Source organism: Parafrankia sp. EAN1pec (genome assembly GCF_000018005.1).
GTDB lineage: Bacteria > Actinomycetota > Actinomycetes > Frankiales > Frankiaceae > Parafrankia > Parafrankia soli.
On the sequence record NC_009921.1, the window covers coordinates 8,859,099 to 8,877,766 of the forward strand.

The window sequence follows — 18,668 nt, forward strand, 5'->3', positions numbered from 1 at the left end:
GGCACACGGGGGCAGGAAATCCGGTCGACACGGCATCTACCCTGGGCACGTGACTACTCCGACGGTTGAAGCCGCCGGCTTCTCAGGCCGCTTCGTCGGCCTGACGGGCCAGCCCGACCCGAAGGATGTTGACCGCCGCGTTCACGTCGGCGTGCGCGGCATGCCCGCAGGCGACACAGGTGAACGCGGCCTGTGTCCTGCGGTTGTCGGCGTGGCAGTGCCCGCAGACCGCACACGTGCGGGAGGTGTTGGCAGGGTTGACCTCGACGACCACCCGTCCGGCACTTTCAGCCTTGGCGCGCAGCACAGCGAGGAACACCCCCCATCCCGCGTCAAGGATCGACTTGTTCAGCCCGGACTTGGCGGCCTGACCGTTCGGGAGGAACGCCCCCGACTGGTCAGGGTCGGGCTTCGGTCTGGCCCTGCGGGTCATGTTGGTGACCCGCAGCGCCTCGACGGCGATCAGATCATGCTCACGGACCAGCCCGAGGGCCGCCTTGTGGGCAAGATCGAGCCGCTGGCGGCGCACCGCGCCGTGCAGCGCCGCGACCTTGGCGACCGCCTTCCGGCGCCGGGTGGACCCGCGCTTCTTGCGGGCCAGTTCCCGCTGCGCCCGGGCGAGCCGGCCGGCCGCCGCCGCGAGGTAACGGGGGTTCCCGACGTGACGGCCGTCGGAGAGGGTTACCAGCGACGCCACACCCAGGTCCGCCCCGACCACCGCCCCGGTGGCCGGGGCGGGCTCAGCGGGTACGTCGTCGCAGGACAACAGCACATACCAGCGGCGGCCTTCCCGCCTCAGGCTGATCGTCTTGACCGTGCCGGCCACGGGCCGATGCTGGTTGACCCTGACATGTCCGATGCCCTGCAGTCGGACCCAGGTCCGGGTGGGATGGTCGGGCTGGGAGTCCCAGCGGCAACCATCACCGTCCTTCGGCCACTCCACCGTGTCGAACCGGCCCGCGCCCCTGAACCGCGGGTAGCCCGGCGCCGCACCCGCCCTGACCCGGCGGAAGAACGCGGCCATTGCCTTGTCGAGCCGGCGCAGGGTGGCCTGCTGCGAGGAGAACGACCAGCGGCCCTGGTCCGGATCACAGGCGCGGATCTCCTTCAACTGGGCGGACTGGTCGCCGTAGCGGATCATGGTCTTCGACGGGTGACGCCAGGCGTCGCGGCGTTCCTGCAACGCGGCGTTGTACAGCGCCCGATGGTCGCCAAGCATCACACTCAGCGCCGCGGCCTGCCGGGCGGTCGGGCGAAGCTGGAACTTGAAGGAACGTCTCACCGGGCGTGCTCCATGCGCCACGGCCACTCGTACTGGGTGTCGATGTACCGGCGGACCGTGTCCACGGACACCACACCGACAGCGGCCACGAAGTACAACCGTGACCACAGGGTGGGAAGCCGGGACCACAGGTGCCCGAACTCCTCACCCAGCACATGCGAGGGGAAACCCTTGAGCTGGTTGGCGACATACGACGGGGAGTGCTTCGGGTGAGCCTTGACGAACAGGTGCACGTGGTCGGGCATGACTTCCAGCGCGATGACCGACCAGTCGCGTTCGGCGCACCTCTCGCGAACCAGTTCGCCGCAGCGGGCACCGATCGGCCCGGCGGGCACGGGACGGCGGTACTTCGGGCACCACACGACGTGGTACCCGAGGTCGTAGACGCCACCCGCGCCCACCGCCGCCCGCCGAACCATGATCCAAGTATGCCAGCGCCGCACACCTACCAGGGCTACGGTCCATACCCGATTCCCCTGACGGCTGAAGGCGCCAATCCCCTCGGGAGCGCCTGATGGAGTTCGCCCAGTCCGACAAGCTCGCCGACGTCTGCTACGACGTCCGAGGTCCCATCCTCGACGAGGCGACCCGGCTGGAGGCCGCAGGCCAGCGCATCCTGAAGCTGAACATCGGCAACCCCGCCCCGTTCGGCTTCTCCGCGCCGCCTTCGGTGCTCGCCGCCGTGGTCGAGAACCTCGCGGCAGCACAGGGCTACAGCGACTCCAAGGGCCTGCTCCCCGCCCGTGAGGCCGTCGTGCGCTACGCGGCCGGCAAGGGAATGACCAGCGTCACGCCCGACGACGTCTACCTCGGCAACGGCGTCTCCGAGCTGATCATGATGTCGCTGCAGGCGCTGCTGAACAACGGCGACGAGGTACTCCTCCCCGCTCCCGACTACCCGCTGTGGACGGCGGTGGTCAGCCTCACCGGCGGGCGGCCCGTGCACTACCTGTGCGACGAGTCCGCGGGCTGGAATCCCGACCTCGACGACATCATCCGCAAGATCACCCCACGTACCCGCGCCATCGTGATCATCAACCCGAACAACCCGACCGGGGCCGTCTACGACCGGCCGGTGCTCGAGGAGCTCATCGAGGTCGCCCGCCGGCACCACCTGATGCTGTTCTCCGACGAGATCTACGACCGCATCCTCTACGACGGCGCGGAGCACCACTCGCCCGCGGCGCTCGCCCCCGACCTGTTCTGCGTGACGTTCAACGGGCTGTCGAAGGCCTACCGGTTGGCGGGCTTCCGCTCCGGGTGGATGACCCTCTCCGGGCCCCGCCAGCACGCGTCGAGCTACATCGAGGGCCTGAACATCCTGGCGAACATGCGCCTGTGCGCGAACGTGCCCGGCCAGTTCGCGCTCCAGGCCGCGCTCGCCGAGGGCAGCGGTGCCGGCGATCTCGTCCTGCCCGGCGGCCGGCTGCTCGAGCAGCGCGACACGGTGGTGAAGCTGCTCAACGACATCCCCGGGGTGTCGTGTGTGCCCCCGCGCGGCGCGCTGTACGCGTTCCCCCGCATCGATCCCGAGGTCTACCCGATCGACGACGACGAGAGCTTCGTGCTCGACCTGCTGCAGGCCGAGCGGATCCTGCTGGTGCAGGGCACCGGGTTCAACTGGCCGCGGCCCGACCATGTCCGGCTTGTGACCTTGCCGTGCGTCGACGACCTGACCGACGCAGTCGGTCGGATCGACCGGTTCCTGACCACCTACGCTCGGACCTGAGCGCCTCGTCCGGATTTGCCGGGCGGCGCCGCACAGGCGATGTCCACAAGGGACGGGTGCTCTGTGGACAGAACCTGTGGACAACCGGGTGGAGGACACGCGTGTGCTGGCCGAGCCGGCCGGTGGAACCGACCGGCCAGCCGGCCGAACCGCCCACGAGCTGGACATCCCGCCGATCCGGGGCGGCGGCGTGACCCGCGGCGACGGAGCGGTTCAGGCCGACTCGGCGGTCCAGGCCAGCGGGGCGGTTCAGGCCGTCGCGGTGATCAGCGGCGGCGTGGTGGGGCCTGCGCCGGACACACGTGAAACAACCGGGCCGCGAGGCGCGGTCGACATGCTGGCGGTGGTCGTAGTCAGCCTGCTGGCGGTCGCGGTCCAGGCGGTGCTGTGGGAACGCTTCCGCCAGCCGCTCTGGTACGACGAGCTGTGGCGCCCGCACTTCGTCGCCGAGCCGCCGGGGACCTTCTGGTCGGAGCTCTCGGTGGCGAACACGCCGTCCGCGATCGGCTCGATGGGTCTGCTCCGGGTGTGCGGCGACGTGTTCGGGTGGCATGCCTGGGCCCTGCGGCTACCCTCCGCCGTTCCCCTCGTCGCGCTCGCCGCGGGCACCTGGCTACTGGCCCGCCGGCTGACCGGACGCACAGCGGCGTTCACGGCGGCACTGACGGTCACGCTCGGCGGCACCGTCGTGGACCTCGCGTCCCAGGTCAAGCCCTACACCCTCGACGCGGCCTGCGCGCTGGCCGTGGTCATGCTCTGGATGCGCGCCGCTTCCACCACCCGCGCGCTGCTGTGGAGCCGGTTCGCCGTCGGCGTCCTCGCACTGTTCTCCCTACCCGCGGTCTTCCTCATCGTCCCGCTGACCGTCGTGGACGTCGCCCGGCCTCTGCACGGCGCCTATGGCTGGGCTGGCCGCCGCACGGCCGCCCGCCCAGCTGCTCGCAGGGCCTTCCGTCCACCTGCTCGCGCGGCCGTTCGCGCCGCGCTGTGCGACGCCCCCGCCGTCGTGATCGCGGGGCTGCACGCGGCGCTGTTCGTGTTGCACCAGTCCGGCCAACGGGCGAGCACGTTCTGGGACGACCACTTCCTGGCCGGGCGCGGACTGCCCGACGGGATCCGTTTCGTCGCCGACCAGCTCGCGGCGACCGCGGCCGGCGCGCCCCCGGGCATCGACCGCTATGACCCGAACCTGGTTCACCCGCTGACCGACTCGTCCGACCCGGCAGTGATCGTGCTTGGCTGTGCCGTCGCGATCACGTTCCTGGCCGGAGTGGTCACGCTCGCCCGGCGCCCGGATGGCCGGGTGCTGCTGGTCGCGACCGGCGGCGCCGAGCTGATGGTGCTGGCGGCGAGCGCCGGGCGGTACTGGCCGTTCGGCGCCGTGCGGACGAACGTCTTCCTCGTCCCGCTGCTCACCGTGGTCGCGGCCGCCGGAGCCGCCACGCTGGCCCGCACCGCCCGCGTCGCGTGGGCGGGAGCCGGGGTCGCCGGCCGCCCCGGGGACGGTCCTTCCGGTGGCGATCCCGCCGGTGGCCGCGCGGCCGGTGGCCGCACGGCCGGCTGGCAGCGCACAGCCGGCTGGCAGCGCACGGCGGCGGGCCTGCTGGCAGCGGTGACGGCGGTGACCGTCCTCGCCGCGGCCGCGGTGCCCGCCGCCGCGGTCAGCGCCCTGCACCCACTGTGGGAGGAACGCGGCGACCGCCGTCCGATCGACCTGATGGTGGACGCGACCGTCACCGCCCGCCGGCTCTACCGGCCCGGCGACCTGGTCGTCGTAGGCGGCCGGCTCGCCCGCGCGGGTTGGCTGTACGGGATGGAGGTAAGCCAGGACGGCGCCTCCGACGACCGGACACCCGGCCAGGACGCAGCCGGCCAAAGTGCGGCTGGCCAGGACGCGCCCGCCGCGAACACAGCCGGTCAGGGCCCGACCCGTCAGGATGCGCCCGGTCAGGAACGTCCCGGCGGGCCGGGCGCGGATGTGGTGACCGGGCCGGTGGGACCGCGGGTGCCGCGCTCCTCGACCGTGTTCCTGACCGCGATCGGAGATGGCGGCGTCGGGCGGGCACTCACCCGGCGCGCCCCGGGCCCGGAGGGGCGGGTGCTGCTGTTCGTCCTCGCCTACGACCGCCGGGGCACGGGCCACTCGCTCGACGAGGCACGGGCCGCGGGCTGGTGCCCCGCCTGGACACACGACTTCGAGCTCACCGGCACGCTGCGCGTCCTCACCCCGTGCGGGCACCGAGCCGACAACGCAGGCTGAGCACACCCACCGGGCCCGGACCCGCGCGGCCGTGCCGCACGGCCTTCGGAGCCGGCACGGCCGCGCGGGTCCGCACGGCGGAGGTCTCACCCGGACGCACTCGTGTCCTCCGGGGCACCGCTGCCGTCCGTCCCACCCGTGGCGTCTGTGTCGCCGGTACCGCCCGTGCCATCGGTGGCTGCCGTGCCGCCCGTGCCGCCCGAGCCGTCGGTAGCGGCCGGTGGAGTCGGCCCGGCATGGGCCATGGGAAGGCCGACGCGGGTGGCCAGCGCGTCCCAGTCGCGGTCGCCGTCGGCCAGCGCCGCCCGGACCTGTGCCTGTAGCTGCGCGGCGGGGATCTGCGTGCCGTCGAAGAGTTGGGCGCAGGTGCGCGCGGCAGCCTCGTAGTGCCCGGCGCCGCTGGTGAAGAGCCGCTGCGCCTCCTGGTCCGGCCCGGGTGTGAGCCCGCCCGCCTGCTGCCCCTCCGCCGCCAGTTGGATGCACAGCGGGCGCAGTGAGGCGCCGTCCTGGGCGTCGAGGAAGGCGCGCGCGGACGCGACGCTGGTGGCGATACTGCCGCGCATCCCCTGGGTGGACGTGTACCAGGAGGCCAGCGGGCCCTGATCGACTTCTACTCCCACCGGCGTTGTCGCCGTGGAGCCCTCGTCGAAGCCCGATCCGGCGGTCAGGACGCACCCGACGACCAGCACGACCGCGCCGAGCACCGCGGCACCTGTCGCCGCCGGGGTCAGGGGCGGCTCGGCGATCCGCCACGACCCCCCCTGCAGCCAGGCCGGACGTCCTGCCACCCACCACCCCCGGATTGCCCGCCACCGTATTACCGCGAGCAAAGGGTACGGGACGGACATTCCGCCGCCTCAAATGACCTCAGTGCTGGTCACCGGGCCGACCTGAGGGCAACCGACAGCAGCGAGGCCACAACGCGACAGAACGGCCGGGCCGGCCGGGAGCCGGGGTGGGTCCCGGGTCTCCTGGGTCAGAGGCCCACCTGGGTTCCTGGGGCGGGTGCCCAGGTGGGTTCCCGGGGCGAGCGCCCGGCGAGGGGCCCCGGGGCGGGGCGAACGCCCACGCCTGGCTTGGGAATGTGGCCTAGCAGTCGACGAATTCGGGCTGCTGGTTGAGTACCTGTGCCCGCGGTGAGACGAACGCCTGGTACTGCGCGCGCCCGACGGCCTCGGGGGCGAAGGCCGCGACCCGGTGGCAGTTCTGGAACGCCAGCGCGACACCGAAGTGCCGTTCGAGCGCCGACCGGATGGACGTGCTGGCCATCGCACGCAGCAGCTGCCCGCGCGCGGCCTCGTCCGGCGGGGGCACCTGGTTGTCGGCGAAATCCCGGCCCGCGGGGCCGGCGTCGGGCAGGGCCGTGACCAGCTCCTCGACCAGCCGGTAGGCGTACGGGAGCGAGGTGCGCACGCACGCGACGAAGTCCTCGTCGGTCATCCGGCCTTCGCCCGCGGCCTCGACCAGCTCGGGCGTGACGGTCAGTGACATCTGGAACCTCCAGGGAAGTACACGGATTGGCGACAGTCGGCGCCGACGACGTCACACACCGTCGCACGAAATGAAAACCGATGTCAACACCGTTCCCATGACGAGAACTGAGGAGATCGCGCGCCCTCCAGACGGGCCGGGTAGATGAGAGAGTGGATGTCGTGGCGAGTGTGGAAGGCGAGCGGGTGAGCTCCCCGCGCGGCATGTCAGCGGCCTCCGACCGGGCGGCAGGCGGCGCCGGCGCTGGCTCTGGTGACCGCCCGAACGGGGCGGTGTCCCGCCCGGGTCGCGGCCGCGGCACCTCCGTCCGGGCCACCCGGCAGGGCGACGCGGTCTCCTCCGCGCTCGCGGCGACGAACGCCTTCACCAGCGCGCAGGACCTGCACGCCCGCCTACGCCAGGAGGGCCAGTCCGTCGGCCTGACAACCGTCTACCGTCACCTGCAGGTGCTGGCCGACCGCGGCGAGGTGGACGTCCTGCGCCGGGATGACGGCGAGACCGTGTACCGGCGGTGCACCACGGACGGTCACCACCACCATCTCGTGTGCCGCCACTGCGGCCACACGGTGGAGATCGCCGGCCCCGAGATCGAGGCCTGGACGTCCTCCGTGGCCAGCGCGGAGGGCTTCACCGACGTCGTACACACCGTCGAGATCTACGGAACGTGCGCACGGTGCGCCGCCTCACGCAACAGCGACAACAGCCCCGGCCGCCCTCGCGGCGGCGGCTGAGCGAAACACGCGGAGACGAACGAGCGAACGCGCGAACGCGCGAAAACGGCTGAACGAACGCCCGCGAAAGCGGTTGGAGAAATGTAAAACGGCCGGGACAGCCAAGCCGTCCCGGCCGCTGGCCGGTGCCGCCGTTCTATGCACGTCAGGTCCCGCTGCCCGGCGATGTGCAAACTGAGAGCACCTCGTGAACTGAGGGCACTGCTCAGTGGCAGACGCTGCCCTCGTGGCCGAAGCCGGGCCGGGAGAGGTCGATGTCGAGCGCGTTGCCCCGACCGCTGATCGGCTTCAGGTCAATGACGCATTCGCGGCCGGTCGCGGTGTCTGTGACGGTGATGCGCTGCGCGCCGGCGTACAGCGCGCCGCTGCTCCAGTTCGCCGCCCCCGAGCTCGTGAAGACGGCGAAGGACGAGATCGGGTACCCGGTCGACGAACGGGCGTCACCGCCGAAGATAAGGAACTTCACCCGGTCACGGGCCGGTGTCTGGCCACCGTCGGTGAGCCGGCCGCCGACCTGCGCCGTACCCGGATCATTGAGCGTCGTCAGTTTGATGCGGCCGACGTGCGCGGAGTATGTCCAGCCGTTGGCGCGATGGTCGAAGACGTCGATGTAGAAACGCGAGTGGACGAACTCGGCGTCCCGGTCGACCTGCGGGTAGAACTCGAACGAAAGCCCGGCCGTGCGGCGGCCCCAACCGGTGTTCAGCGTGCCGCCCTTGACCAGGTCAGGCTGGCTGTCGCCCATGAAGTACCCGTTGGGGAAGACAAGCCCCTTGCCCGTGGCGAAACGCGTGTACGTCGCGTAGCTGCCCCGTTCCTGGCAGGCGTTGACGAAGGTGTCGCCGGTACCGGTGGTCCGGTTGTAGTTCTGGCACGGCAGGTAGGGCTGCTGCGTCGAGCCGAGAACCAGGTCGACGCCGATGGCCCCGGAGATGGGCACCGGGCCGCCGTTCTGGTCCGTGAGGCCCTCGAACGGGACGGCCGCCCCGTTGCCCCGGGTGGAGTCGCCGGCGTACTGGGTGGTGTCGGCGGCCCACGCGGGCGACGGCCCCCCGACCACCACCAGCCCGCTCCCGGCGAGAAAGACGAAGGCGACGAGTATCTTGCGGCCGACGCCGGCGGCCAGTCCGCGGCGGCTCGACCTCTTGCGCAGGGTACGCGACACGACACTCCCGGTTCGACAAAGGGCTGGACGGAGCACCAAGGACAGGCGCCGATTTCGCGACGCGTCTTCTCGACAGAAGACCGGCGTCACGCGTCACCAAAAGAAGGAAAGGACGGGAAGGCATTTCCGAGGCACCGCGATGTGGCGATTGGAGCACCACTCGTGCCGGCTTTTGTCACGGCTTCCTGCGAGCCAAGGTACAGCAGGTTGAAGCCCCCGGCGGCGAACGCCGGGGGACAATTACCTGAACGGGCGGGCGGGCATCCGTCGGCCTGCCCGGGAGTGCCGTTTACCGGGGGGCGGTACCGGTGACCGGCCCGGGGGTGCCGTCTACCAGGGGGCCGTGCCGGAGAGGTCCGTGCAGTCGCGCAGGCTGTTCCAGCTGGTCAGGGCCTGACTGGCGGCGGCGCCCGTCAGCGGGCGCGGGACCCCGTCGACGATCCGGCCGGGTACCCAGTTGGCCGTGGTGACCGCCCGGCCCTGGAAGGTCAGTTCGAGCACGCCGGTCTCGGTGTTCGGGCCGCCGCCCGAAGCGTAGAAGACGAAGTTGCCCAGGCCGTAGCCGACGTACACGCCGTCGTGGTTCCACCCGGCGCCCTGCAGGACATGCGCGTGCCCGCCGACCAGCGCGTCCGCGCCCGCGGCAACCAGCGGCGCGACCAGGCCGGTCTGCGTGTCGCTCGGGCAGGCCTCGCGCTCGACCCCCCAGTGCAGGTAGACGACCACGGTGTCCACGGTCGGCCGCACCTCGCGGATCGCCGTGGCCAGGCGCTCGACCTTCTTCGCCGAGGCGAGCCCGGGTTTGCCGGGCCCGGCGGTCCACGCGGGGACCAGCTCGTCGTCGAGAACCTGCGTCGCACCGAAGATCGCTATTCGCTGGCCGTTCATGGTGGTCACGTAGGGGGTGTAGGCCGCCGAGTCGTCCGCGCCGATACCGACGGTCGGAAAATCGGCCTCTCGGGCGCTGCGCAGCGAGTCCGCGAGACCTTCGACCCCGTAGTCCATTCCGTGGTTGTTCGCCATGTTCACCACGTCGATACCGGCGGCGTGCATGGCGGTGAATGCGGTGGGCGGTGCACGGAATACGAACGCCTTGGTGGCCGGCGTGCCGCCGGTCGTGACAGCGGTCTCCAGATTGACAATGGCCAGGTCCGCCGCGGACAGGGTCTGTGCCATGGGCCCCACCGCGGTATTGGGATCAGCGGCCAGCCGCTGCCCGGGCGCGCCTTCGAAATGGACGTCCCCGCCAAAGGCGATGCGGACCGGTTTTCCGGTCGGCCGCCGGGGGCCGCTACCCGCCGCCCCCTGCCCGGCGGGGGCCGACGATTCGGCGGGCGGAGATGCCTGGGGTGACTGGGATGCGCCTTGCTGGGATGCGGGCTGGCCGTCCCGGCCCTGCTCGGTGTCGCCGAGCGCGGCGAGATTCCCCGAAGGGTCATCACCGCCGCCCATCAGGCCGAACGTGGCCAGGCCGATGCACACGGCGACCGCGAGAACAGTGCCTCCGGCGACCGCTGCGCCCCAGCTTTCCCGGAATCCGCCGGATCGGCGCGCGGGGCCCGACCGGCGACCGTACCGGCGCCTGGAGGTCGGCCCCTGCCGGCCGTCTCCGTCATCCCCGAGCATTCACCCGACCCCCGCCCGCGATAATCATCGAACGAAAGTCACCCTACCGGGAATCTCCGCGACGGCACATCGCCGCTGCGCTGCGCGGAACCCACCGATACATACCGGACGCACTCCGGAACCGGGAACGGCGCGAAACATGCGCGCCGCCCCGGAGCGATCGGAAATTCGGCACCGACCGTAATATCGCCGTCCGCGCCGCCCCGGGGCAACGGGTCGCATTTGCGACATGGAGCTCACAGGACCGGGACGGCAGTGGATCCGGCCGGGGGCCGTCCGAGATTGCGACCCACCGAAAAATGTCGCTTACCGGACTAAATACTCAATCAGGTTGAAAAGTGGCGTACCCACGACGGCTGGCCCGAGCACGGCGGGCGACGGCCGCCTCCGAGCGTGCGGGAACCAGCGTGCGGGAACCAGCGTGCGGGAACCAGCGTGCGGGAACCTCGGAACGACCCGGGCGGGGACCTCAGAGCGACAGCAGCGCCGGGGCCAGCTCGCGCCACTGCCGGCGCGGCAGCCCCCTGCGGTCGAAGTCCAGGACCTGCACGGCCACCTGGTCCGCGCCCGCGTCCAGGTGCTCCTTGACCCGGCCGAGCAGGACGTCGGCGTCCCCCCACGGGACAATCGTGTCGACCAGCAGGTCGGACCCGGTGCCGGCGAGATCGTCATCGGTGAAGCCGTACCGGCGCAGGTTGTTCGTGTAGTTCGGCAGCCGCAGGTAGGACCCCGTGTGCCGGCGGGCCAGCTCCCGCGCCTCGCTCGCGTCCCGGTGCAGGACGAACGCCTGCTCGGGTATCAGCAGCTTCCCCGGCCCGAGCGCCGCGCGGGCGTCGGCGGTGTGCTCCGGCGGCACGAAGTAGGTGTGCGCGCCGTCCGCGCGCTCGCTTGCCAGGCCGAGCATCTTCGGCCCCAGCGCGGCCAGCACCCGCGGCTGGACTCCCTCCGGCGGGACCGCCCGGTACTGCTCGGCGGCCATCCGGTCCATCTCGTCCAGGTAGGCCCGCATCTGGCCCAGGGGCTTCGCGTAGGTCGCGCCGCGGATGCGCATCAGCTCCGCGTGCGAGACGCCGAGCCCGAGCAGGAACCTCCCCGGGTACGCCTCCGCGAGCGCGAGCTGGCCGGCGGCCATGGTCAGGGGATTGCGCGCGAGGATCTGCGCGATCCCGGTCGCGATCGTCATCCGGGACGTCGCCGCGAGCATCAGGCCGGCGGTGACCAGCACCTCGCGGCCCTTGACCTCGCCCGTCCACAGGGTGGAGTAGCCGAGCTCGTCGAGCTCGGACACCGCCTCGCGCACCGTGGCAGCGCTGGAGAAGTCGAACTGCCCGCTCCAGATGCCGACCTTGCCGAGAATCGCCCCGGCCGGCGGGCGTTCGCCGGGCGGCTCCGAACCCCGCGGGCTCCCGGCGGTCATGGGCGTGCCGGGATGGCCCGCCGAGCTGCTGGCTGCGTCGCTCACTGGGTCGCTCACGGGGTCACCGTATCGGGGGCACCCGACCACCACCCGCCGCGGCGGGCGTCGCCTGTCGGGTCCCACCCGGCCCGGCGAACATCGTCCACCGGGATCTCACCAGGCGCGACGAACATCGCGTTGTCGGGTTGCCGCGGCCGGGACGAGGACTATCGTTTGCCCGTGTGACGGAGCTCGTGCAGCTGCTCACCCCCGACGGCCGCCGCATCGCCTCGGACTCCGGGCAGGAGACCGACTACCAGGCATTCGTGGCCGACGTAACCGACGACGACCTGCTCGGCCTGCTGCGGGACATGATCATCGTCCGGCGTCTCGACGACGAGGGAACAGCGCTGCAGCGCCAGGGTGAGCTGTGCCTGTGGGCCAGCCTGCGCGGCCAGGAGGCGGCGCAGGTCGGCTCCGGTCGCGCGCTCGGCCCATCCGACATGGCCTTCCCCTCCTACCGGGAACACGGTGTGGCCTGGTGTCGGGAGGTCGATCCGCTGCACGTCTTCGGCCTGTTCCGGGGGACGTCGCTCGGTGGTTGGGACCCGGCCGAACACGGGTTCGCTCTCTACGCGATCGTCGTCGGGTCGCAGACCCTGCACGCCGCCGGTTACGCCATGGGCATCACCCGGGACGGCGGCGACGGCGCCGCGATCTCCTACTTCGGGGACGGCGCGTCCAGCGAGGGCGACGTGAGCGAGGCCTTCGGATGGGCCAGCGTCTTCTCCGCGCCGCTGGTGTTCTTCTGCCAGAACAACCAGTGGGCGATCTCCGAGCCGTACCGGCGGCAGAGCCGGGTGCCGGTCTACCAGCGGGCGCGCGGCTTCGGCTTCCCCAGCGTGCGAGTGGATGGCAACGACGTCCTCGCGACCCTCGCCGTGACCCGGTGGGCGCTGCGGCAGGCCCGATCGGGGGGCGGCCCCGTCCTGGTCGAGGCGCTGACGTACCGGATCAATCCGCACACCACCGCCGACGACCCGTCGCGTTACCGCCCGGCGGACGAGGTGTCCAGCTGGCGGATGCGCGACCCAATCGAGCGGCTGACGATCCATCTGCGGGCCCGCGGCGCGCTGACCGACGAGCGGGAGGCCGGCCTGGCCGCTGAGGCGAACGCCGTGGCGGCGGACCTGCGCGCCCGCTGCCTCGCGCTCCCCGACCCGCCCGAGGCCGCACTGTTCGACCACGTCCAGGTGACGGAGAACAATCTGGTTGCCGCCGAGCGCGCCGCGTTCACGGAACTACGGGGAGCATTGCTTTGACGACCAGCGATACGGCCACGGGGGCGGCAACCGGCCCGATCGGCTCTATCGACGCCATCGACCCGGGTCCGGTCGATCCGGTCTCCATCGGTCCGGACTCGATCGCTCCGGACTCTGTCGGTTCCGTGGGCCCGGCGACGGACGGGGAGCCGCCGGCGAGCCCCCGCCAGACCCTGACCCTGGCGAAGGCGCTGAACACGGGCCTGCTCTCGGCCATGGCCGCCGACCCGAAGGTCGTGATCATGGGCGAAGACGTCGGCAAGCTCGGCGGCGTCTTCCGTATCACCGACGGCCTGCAGGCCCGGTTCGGCGAGGACCGCGTCATCGACACCCCGCTCGCCGAGTCGGCCATCGTCGGCACCGCCATCGGCCTGGCCATGCGCGGGTTCCGCCCGGTCTGCGAGATCCAGTTCGACGGCTTCGTCTACCCGGCGTTCGACCAGATCGTCAGCCAGCTCGCCAAGCTGCACTACCGCTCGGCCGGACGGATCCGGCTGCCGGTCACGATCCGCATCCCCTACGGCGGCGGGATCGGAGCGGTCGAGCACCACAGCGAGTCACCCGAGGCGTACTTCTGCCACACCGCCGGGCTGCGGGTCGTCACCTGCTCCAACCCTGCCGACGCGCACCTCATGATCCAGCAGGCGGTGGCCTCGGACGATCCAGTGATCTTCCTGGAGCCCAAGCGCCGTTACTGGGAGAAGGGCGAGGTCGACACCACCCCACTCGCCAGCATGCCGGTGCAGGAGCAGCTCGCGCTGCACACCGCGCGGGTGGTGCGGCCCGGGGCCGACGCCACCCTGGTCGCCTACGGCCCGATGGTCCGCACCTGCCTGGACGCCGCCCAGGTGGCCGCCGAGGACGACGGCAGCTCGCTCGAGGTGATCGACCTGCGCTCGCTCTCGCCGCTCGACCTCGACCCGGTCGTCGAGTCGGTGCGCCGCACGGGACGTCTCGTGGTGGTGCACGAGGCTCCGTCGAACGTCTCGCTGTCCTCGGAGATCGCGGCCCGGGTCACCGAGCAGGCGTTCTACCACCTGGAGTCGCCGGTGCTGCGGGTCACCGGGTTCGACACCCCGTACCCCCCGGCCCGGCTGGAAGACCACTACCTCCCCGACGTCGACCGGATCCTCGACGCCGTCGACCGATCGTTCGGCTACTGAGGAGATCTCCGGTGACCCATCGACAGTTCCGCCTCCCCGATCTCGGCGAGGGGCTGACCGAGGCGGAGATCGTCCGGTGGCTGGTGGAGGTCGGCGAGACCGTGACGGTCAACCAGCCGCTGGTCGAGGTCGAGACGGCCAAGGCGGTCGTCGAGATCCCGTCCCCGTTCGCGGGTGTGCTCGTCGAACGGCACGGCGAGGCCGGCACCGAGCTCGCCGTGGGCACGCCGCTGCTGACCATCGACGAGCCGGGCGACGAGCCCGCGACCGGCCCGACGACCGGGTCAGTCACCGGAGCTACCGAAGCCACCGGCCAGGAGACCACGCCGGGGGACGCCACTCGCAACGGCGCGGCATCCCTGCCCGTGTCCCGGACCGGAGAGGCCGCGGACGTCCCAGGGGGGGCCGGCACGGCCGACCTGTCACCGATGGCCGCCGGGCGCACCCCGATGCTGGTGGGGTACGGCCCGCGCAGCGACTCCGGCCCGCGCCGCCGGCGGCGCCCCCGCAACCCGGACGGCCCCCTGCCCGGCTCGACGACGCCCGCGGCGACCATCGCCGCCCCCGCGCCCGCCCCCGGCACAGCGCCCACTGCCAGCTCAGCGCCCAGGGCCATGGCACCCGTCGTGTCGTCGGTGCCGGCCTCGGCGCCAGCCACATCCCCGGCGTCGGCCGCGGCCGGTGCGCCGGACCGATCAGCCGTAGTGCCGATCGGGGCAGCCCCGCGGCATGGGCGCGTCGCGGCGAAGCCACCCGTCCGCAAGCTCGCGCGTGATCTGGGTGTGGACCTCTCCACGCTCGCGGGCACCGGTCCCGCGGGCACCATCAGCCGCGCCGACGTCGAAACCGCGGCGCGTCAGGCCACGCCCCCCGAGCCCGCGCCCGTCCCCACCACCGCCACTCCGACGACCCGCACTGGGCCGGTCCGTGTCCCTGGCGTTGTCCCTTCGTCCAACGGAATCGACGGCCCGCGCCAGCCGGAACTGAACGGACACGCGGCGACCACACGGCGGGTGCCCGGAGCCATCCCACCCGACGCCGGATTCAACGACACCGACCGGATCTGGCGGATCCCCGTCACGGGCGTGCGGCGCACCATGGCACGGGCGATGGTGGCCAGCGTGTTCTCGGCCCCGCACGCCACCGAGTTCCTCAGCGTGGACGTCACCGAGACGATGGCGGCCCGCGAGCGGATCGCCGCCCTGCCGGACTTCGCCGGCATCCGGGTCACGCCGCTGCTGCTCGTGGCGAAGGCGCTCCTCACCGCCGTCCGGCGCCACCCAATGATCAACTCGACCTGGGTGGGCGACACGTCCGGGGAGAACGCCGAGATCCAGGTGCACGAGCGGATCAACCTCGGCATCGCCGTGGCCGGGCCGCGTGGCCTGGTCGTCCCGAACATCCCGGACGCCGGATCGCGCGGCCTGGTCGACCTCGCCCGCAGCCTGCACTCCCTCACCGAGGCCGCGCGCGCCGACCGGCTGCGCCCGGCCGACCTCTCCGGCGGGACCATCACCATCACCAACGTCGGAGTTCTCGGGGTGGACACCGGGGCACCGGTCCTCAATCCCGGTGAGGCCGCGATCCTCGCCCTCGGCGCGATCCGCCCGGCTCCCTGGGTGCACGAAGGCGAGCTGGCGGTACGGACGGTGGCCCACCTCGCGCTGTCCTTCGACCACCGCGTCGTGGACGGCGAGCTCGGCTCGGCGGTCCTGGCCGACGTCGCGGCCGTCCTCGCCGACCCCGTCATCGCGCTCGCCTGGAGCTGACCCCGTGGGGCGGCCGGCGACCCGGGAAGCCCGCCTACAGCGGAGGATCCGGGCGAACCGGGCCGCGCCAGCCACCCCACGGCCCGGTCACACGACGCACAACGACTCGAGCCTCGGCGGGACGTCCGGCCGCGGCTTGGAGTGAGCTTTTGGTGGGGCTTCCGGCCGGCTGGTTGATCGGGGCGAACTACGCGGTTCGCCACATACACCCCCCCGGGAACAACGGACGCATAGGGGTGCACAACGGAGACAGGTGTCCTGCCTGGTACGGTTGCGCCTCACACCCGGCATCCGGCTCAACTTCCACCACGAAGAGGTGAACGCATGACGCGCGTGGAGGCTCTGCAGGCCGCCGACGAGTTCGTCGCGAAGGTTCTGACCTCCGCCAGCACCAGCGGCCGGTTCAACGGGGCGCTCAACCTGGCCGAGCGCGTGGACCTCACGCTGCGGGTCGCCCGGTTCCTTCTCGAGGGCCAGTCGTCCTCCGAGGCCGACGACCTGCTCAAGCGGGACATGCGCAACGAGCTCGACCAGGCGTTCCCGCCGCTGCGCACCACCTGAGCCAGCCGGCCCCTACCTGAATCCGGGCCCGTACCGGGATGCCCGCGTGTCGTCACCTGTCGTCGGACGACTGCAGCGGCCGGTGCAGCACACCGCGCTCGTGGCCGGTCTCGGGGCGGACGGGATCCTGGTCACCGCGGGTAGCCACAACTCCACGTGAACCATCCCGGACAAAGATCCTCCCGGGGCCGCGCCGACACGACCGCGGCCCCGGGAGGATCACACTGGCTGGACCGATCCGACCAGGCTGAAACGAGCTGGGACGAACGGTCAGAACGCCGCTTCGGACATCTCCATCAGCCCGAGACCGGTGCCCTCCAGCACCGTCCGGCGTGTGCGCAGCTCCGGCAGGATGTTGGCCGCGAACCAGCGCGCGGCCGCGATCTTGCCCTCGTAGAACGCCCGGTCGCGCTCGGACGGGGAGCCGTCCAGCCCGCGTAGCGCCGCGTCGGCACCGCGCAGCAGCAGCCAGCCGACGACGAGGTCGCCGATGCTCATCAGCAGCCGCGTGGTGTTCAGCCCGACCCGGTAGACCTGGGACTTGTCCTGGGCGGTGGCGGTGAGGAACCCGACCATCGAACCGACCATGGCCTGGCACTCGTCGAGCGCCGCGCCCAGCGACTCCCGCTCCGCGCGGAGCGCGCCGTTGCCCGCCTCGCCCTTCACAAACTCCTGGACCTGCGTGAACAGAGTGGTCAGCGCCCGACCCTTGTCCCGGACGATCTTCCGGAAGAAGAGGTCCTGGCCCTGGATGGACGTCGTGCCCTCGTACAGGGTGTCGATCTTCGCGTCGCGGATGTACTGCTCGATCGGGTAGTCCTGCAGGTATCCGGAGCCGCCGAGGACCTGCAGCGAGCTCGCCAGCAGTTCGTAGGAGCGCTCCGAGCCGACTCCCTTCACGATCGGGAGCAGCAGGTCGTTCATCCGCACCGCGTTGTCGTCCACCTCGCCGCGGGCCGCCGCCAGCGTGACGGCGTCCTGGAAGGTAGCGGTGTACAGCACGAGGGCACGCATCCCCTCCGCGTAGGCCTTCTGCTGCATGAGCATCCGGCGCACGTCGGGATGGTTGATGATGGCCACCCGCGGCGCGGTCTTGTCCGACGCCCGGGTCAGGTCGGCGCCCTGGATCCGCTCGCGGGCGAAGGCCAGCGCGTTGAGGTACCCGGTGGACAACGTGGCGATCGCCTTCGTGCCGACCATCATCCGGGCGTACTCGATGACCCGGAACATCTGCGCGATGCCGTCGTGGACGTCGCCGACGAGCCATCCGACGGCCGGCTCACGCTCGCCGAAGCGCAGCTCGCAGGTGGTCGAGACCTTCAGGCCCATTTTCTTCTCAAGGTTCGTGACGTAGGCACCGTTGCGGGCGCCCGGGGCGCCGGTCTCCGGGTCGGGCAGGTACTTGGGCACGACGAACATCGACAGGCCCTTGGTGCCGGGGCCGTGCCCCTCGGGGCGGGCGAGCACCAGGTGGAAGATGTTCTCCGGGATGTCCCAGTCACCGCTGGTGATGAAGCGCTTCACACCTTCGATGTGCCAGGTGCCGTCCGGCTGCTCGACGGCCCGCGCCCGGCCTGCGCCGACGTCGGAGCCGGCGTCCGGCTCGGTCAGCACCATGGTCGCGCCCCAGTGCCGCTCGATGGCCCAGTTCGCGATCTTCTTCTGCCATGGCGTGCCGATGCCCTCGAGGATCGCGGCGAACGTCGGCCCGGCCATGTACATGAACACCGCCGGGTTCGCCCCGAGGAGCAGCTCGGACGCCGCCCAGGCGATGGTCGGCGGGGCACCCATGCCGCCCAGGTGCGGCGGGAGGTAGAGCCGCCACCACTCGCCCTCCTGCGCCGCCGCGAAGGACTTGCGGAACGACTCGGGCAGTGTGACGGTGCCGGTGGCGGGGTCGAGTGTCGGCGGGTGCCGGTCGGCGTCCTCGAAGGACTCGGCGATCGGCCCGACGGCGACCCGCTCCAGCTCGGCGAGCACCTCATGCGCTGTGTCGCGGTCCATCTCCGCGAAGGGCCCGGTCCCGAGCGTCCGGTCCACGCCGAACACCTCGAACAGGTTGAACTCGATGTCGCGGAGATTGCTCCGGTAGTGCCCCATGGACGGCTCCTCCCCTCCGGCTCACCGCATGATCATCGGCGGCGCGGGCGTAGTTACTCGCTGGTAGGTCATG

Annotated in this window: 15 protein-coding genes; 7 read left to right on the top strand and 8 right to left on the bottom strand. The window is 71.8% G+C overall.

What is annotated here, in order from left to right; translation table 11 throughout:
- Positions 1-82: 82 nt before the first annotated feature.
- Positions 83-1,282, bottom strand: a complete 1,200-nt coding sequence (locus FRANEAN1_RS36245) for an RNA-guided endonuclease TnpB family protein (RefSeq protein ID WP_020464632.1) — start codon at positions 1,280-1,282, stop codon at positions 83-85.
- On the bottom strand, positions 1,279-1,701 hold the full coding sequence (tnpA, locus tag FRANEAN1_RS36250; RefSeq protein ID WP_020464633.1) for an IS200/IS605 family transposase: 423 nt from the start codon (positions 1,699-1,701) through the stop codon (positions 1,279-1,281). Before tnpA ends, FRANEAN1_RS36245 begins: the two co-directional genes overlap by 4 nt.
- Positions 1,702-1,796: 95 nt before the next feature.
- Here tnpA and FRANEAN1_RS36255 point away from each other — a divergent pair, with 95 nt between their 5' ends.
- Positions 1,797-3,011: a pyridoxal phosphate-dependent aminotransferase gene (locus FRANEAN1_RS36255; protein ID WP_020464634.1), complete on the top strand. Its 1,215-nt coding sequence runs from the start codon at positions 1,797-1,799 to the stop codon at positions 3,009-3,011.
- Positions 3,012-3,345: 334 nt separating this feature from the next.
- A complete protein-coding gene (locus FRANEAN1_RS36260; RefSeq protein ID WP_157473816.1) occupies positions 3,346-5,271 on the top strand; it encodes a glycosyltransferase family 39 protein in 1,926 nt (641 codons plus the stop codon).
- 86 nt (positions 5,272-5,357) lie between these two features.
- Here the strand turns inward: FRANEAN1_RS36260 and FRANEAN1_RS36265 are convergent, their stop codons facing one another.
- On the bottom strand, positions 5,358-6,059 hold the full coding sequence (locus FRANEAN1_RS36265; RefSeq protein WP_020464636.1) for a hypothetical protein: 702 nt from the start codon (positions 6,057-6,059) through the stop codon (positions 5,358-5,360).
- A gap of 301 nt (positions 6,060-6,360) precedes the next feature.
- Positions 6,361-6,762 (bottom strand): SCO5389 family protein, encoded by a 402-nt coding sequence (locus FRANEAN1_RS36270; protein ID WP_020464637.1) that lies wholly within the window; start codon positions 6,760-6,762, stop codon positions 6,361-6,363.
- Between the two features lie 161 nt (positions 6,763-6,923).
- Between FRANEAN1_RS36270 and FRANEAN1_RS36275 the strand changes: the two genes are divergently transcribed.
- Entirely contained in the window at positions 6,924-7,493 is a 570-nt protein-coding gene (locus FRANEAN1_RS36275) for a Fur family transcriptional regulator (protein WP_347176908.1), read from the top strand.
- Positions 7,494-7,698: 205 nt separating this feature from the next.
- Here FRANEAN1_RS36275 and FRANEAN1_RS36280 read toward each other — a convergent pair whose 3' ends face one another.
- The 3 genes from FRANEAN1_RS36280 to FRANEAN1_RS36290 all read right to left on the bottom strand — a co-directional run bounded on the left by FRANEAN1_RS36280 (position 7,699) and on the right by FRANEAN1_RS36290 (position 11,701).
- The gene (locus FRANEAN1_RS36280) at positions 7,699-8,658 is read right to left on the bottom strand and encodes a hypothetical protein (RefSeq protein ID WP_020464639.1); all 960 of its coding nucleotides are present in this window, start codon (positions 8,656-8,658) and stop codon (positions 7,699-7,701) included.
- Between the two features lie 330 nt (positions 8,659-8,988).
- Positions 8,989-10,140 carry a CapA family protein gene (locus FRANEAN1_RS36285; RefSeq protein WP_157472929.1) on the bottom strand — a complete coding sequence of 384 codons (1,152 nt, stop codon included), beginning with the start codon at positions 10,138-10,140 and terminating at the stop codon, positions 8,989-8,991.
- Positions 10,141-10,753: 613 nt separating this feature from the next.
- The gene (locus tag FRANEAN1_RS36290) at positions 10,754-11,701 is read right to left on the bottom strand and encodes an LLM class F420-dependent oxidoreductase (RefSeq protein ID WP_049796104.1); all 948 of its coding nucleotides are present in this window, start codon (positions 11,699-11,701) and stop codon (positions 10,754-10,756) included.
- A 221-nt stretch (positions 11,702-11,922) separates the two neighbouring features.
- Here FRANEAN1_RS36290 and FRANEAN1_RS36295 point away from each other — a divergent pair, with 221 nt between their 5' ends.
- The 4 genes from FRANEAN1_RS36295 (at position 11,923) to FRANEAN1_RS36310 (ending at position 16,495) form a co-directional block, all read left to right on the top strand.
- Positions 11,923-13,002 carry a thiamine pyrophosphate-dependent enzyme gene (locus FRANEAN1_RS36295; RefSeq protein ID WP_020464642.1) on the top strand — a complete coding sequence of 360 codons (1,080 nt, stop codon included), beginning with the start codon at positions 11,923-11,925 and terminating at the stop codon, positions 13,000-13,002.
- 125 nt (positions 13,003-13,127) lie between these two features.
- On the top strand, positions 13,128-14,165 hold the full coding sequence (locus FRANEAN1_RS36300) for an alpha-ketoacid dehydrogenase subunit beta (protein ID WP_347177287.1): 1,038 nt from the start codon (positions 13,128-13,130) through the stop codon (positions 14,163-14,165).
- Positions 14,166-14,176: 11 nt separating this feature from the next.
- Entirely contained in the window at positions 14,177-15,934 is a 1,758-nt protein-coding gene (locus tag FRANEAN1_RS36305; RefSeq protein ID WP_020464644.1) for a dihydrolipoamide acetyltransferase family protein, read from the top strand.
- A 324-nt stretch (positions 15,935-16,258) separates the two neighbouring features.
- The gene (locus FRANEAN1_RS36310; RefSeq protein WP_018504030.1) at positions 16,259-16,495 is read left to right on the top strand and encodes a hypothetical protein; all 237 of its coding nucleotides are present in this window, start codon (positions 16,259-16,261) and stop codon (positions 16,493-16,495) included.
- A 270-nt stretch (positions 16,496-16,765) separates the two neighbouring features.
- Here the strand turns inward: FRANEAN1_RS36310 and FRANEAN1_RS36315 are convergent, their stop codons facing one another.
- Entirely contained in the window at positions 16,766-18,595 is a 1,830-nt protein-coding gene (locus FRANEAN1_RS36315; RefSeq protein ID WP_020464645.1) for an acyl-CoA dehydrogenase, read from the bottom strand.
- Positions 18,596-18,668: the final 73 nt, after the last annotated feature.

Bases quoted from the DNA above. Each gene is read 5' to 3' on its own strand.
- tnpA (WP_020464633.1), bottom strand. From the start codon at position 1,701: ATGGTTCGGCGGGCGGCGGTGGGCGCGGGTGGCGTCTACGACCTCGGG.
- FRANEAN1_RS36255 (WP_020464634.1), top strand. From the start codon at position 1,797: ATGGAGTTCGCCCAGTCCGACAAGCTCGCCGACGTCTGCTACGACGTC.
- FRANEAN1_RS36260 (WP_157473816.1), top strand. From the start codon at position 3,346: ATGCTGGCGGTGGTCGTAGTCAGCCTGCTGGCGGTCGCGGTCCAGGCG.
- FRANEAN1_RS36270 (WP_020464637.1), bottom strand. From the start codon at position 6,762: ATGTCACTGACCGTCACGCCCGAGCTGGTCGAGGCCGCGGGCGAAGGC.
- FRANEAN1_RS36290 (WP_049796104.1), bottom strand. From the start codon at position 11,701: ATGACCGCCGGGAGCCCGCGGGGTTCGGAGCCGCCCGGCGAACGCCCG.
- FRANEAN1_RS36310 (WP_018504030.1), top strand. From the start codon at position 16,259: ATGACGCGCGTGGAGGCTCTGCAGGCCGCCGACGAGTTCGTCGCGAAG.
- FRANEAN1_RS36315 (WP_020464645.1), bottom strand. From the start codon at position 18,595: ATGGGGCACTACCGGAGCAATCTCCGCGACATCGAGTTCAACCTGTTC.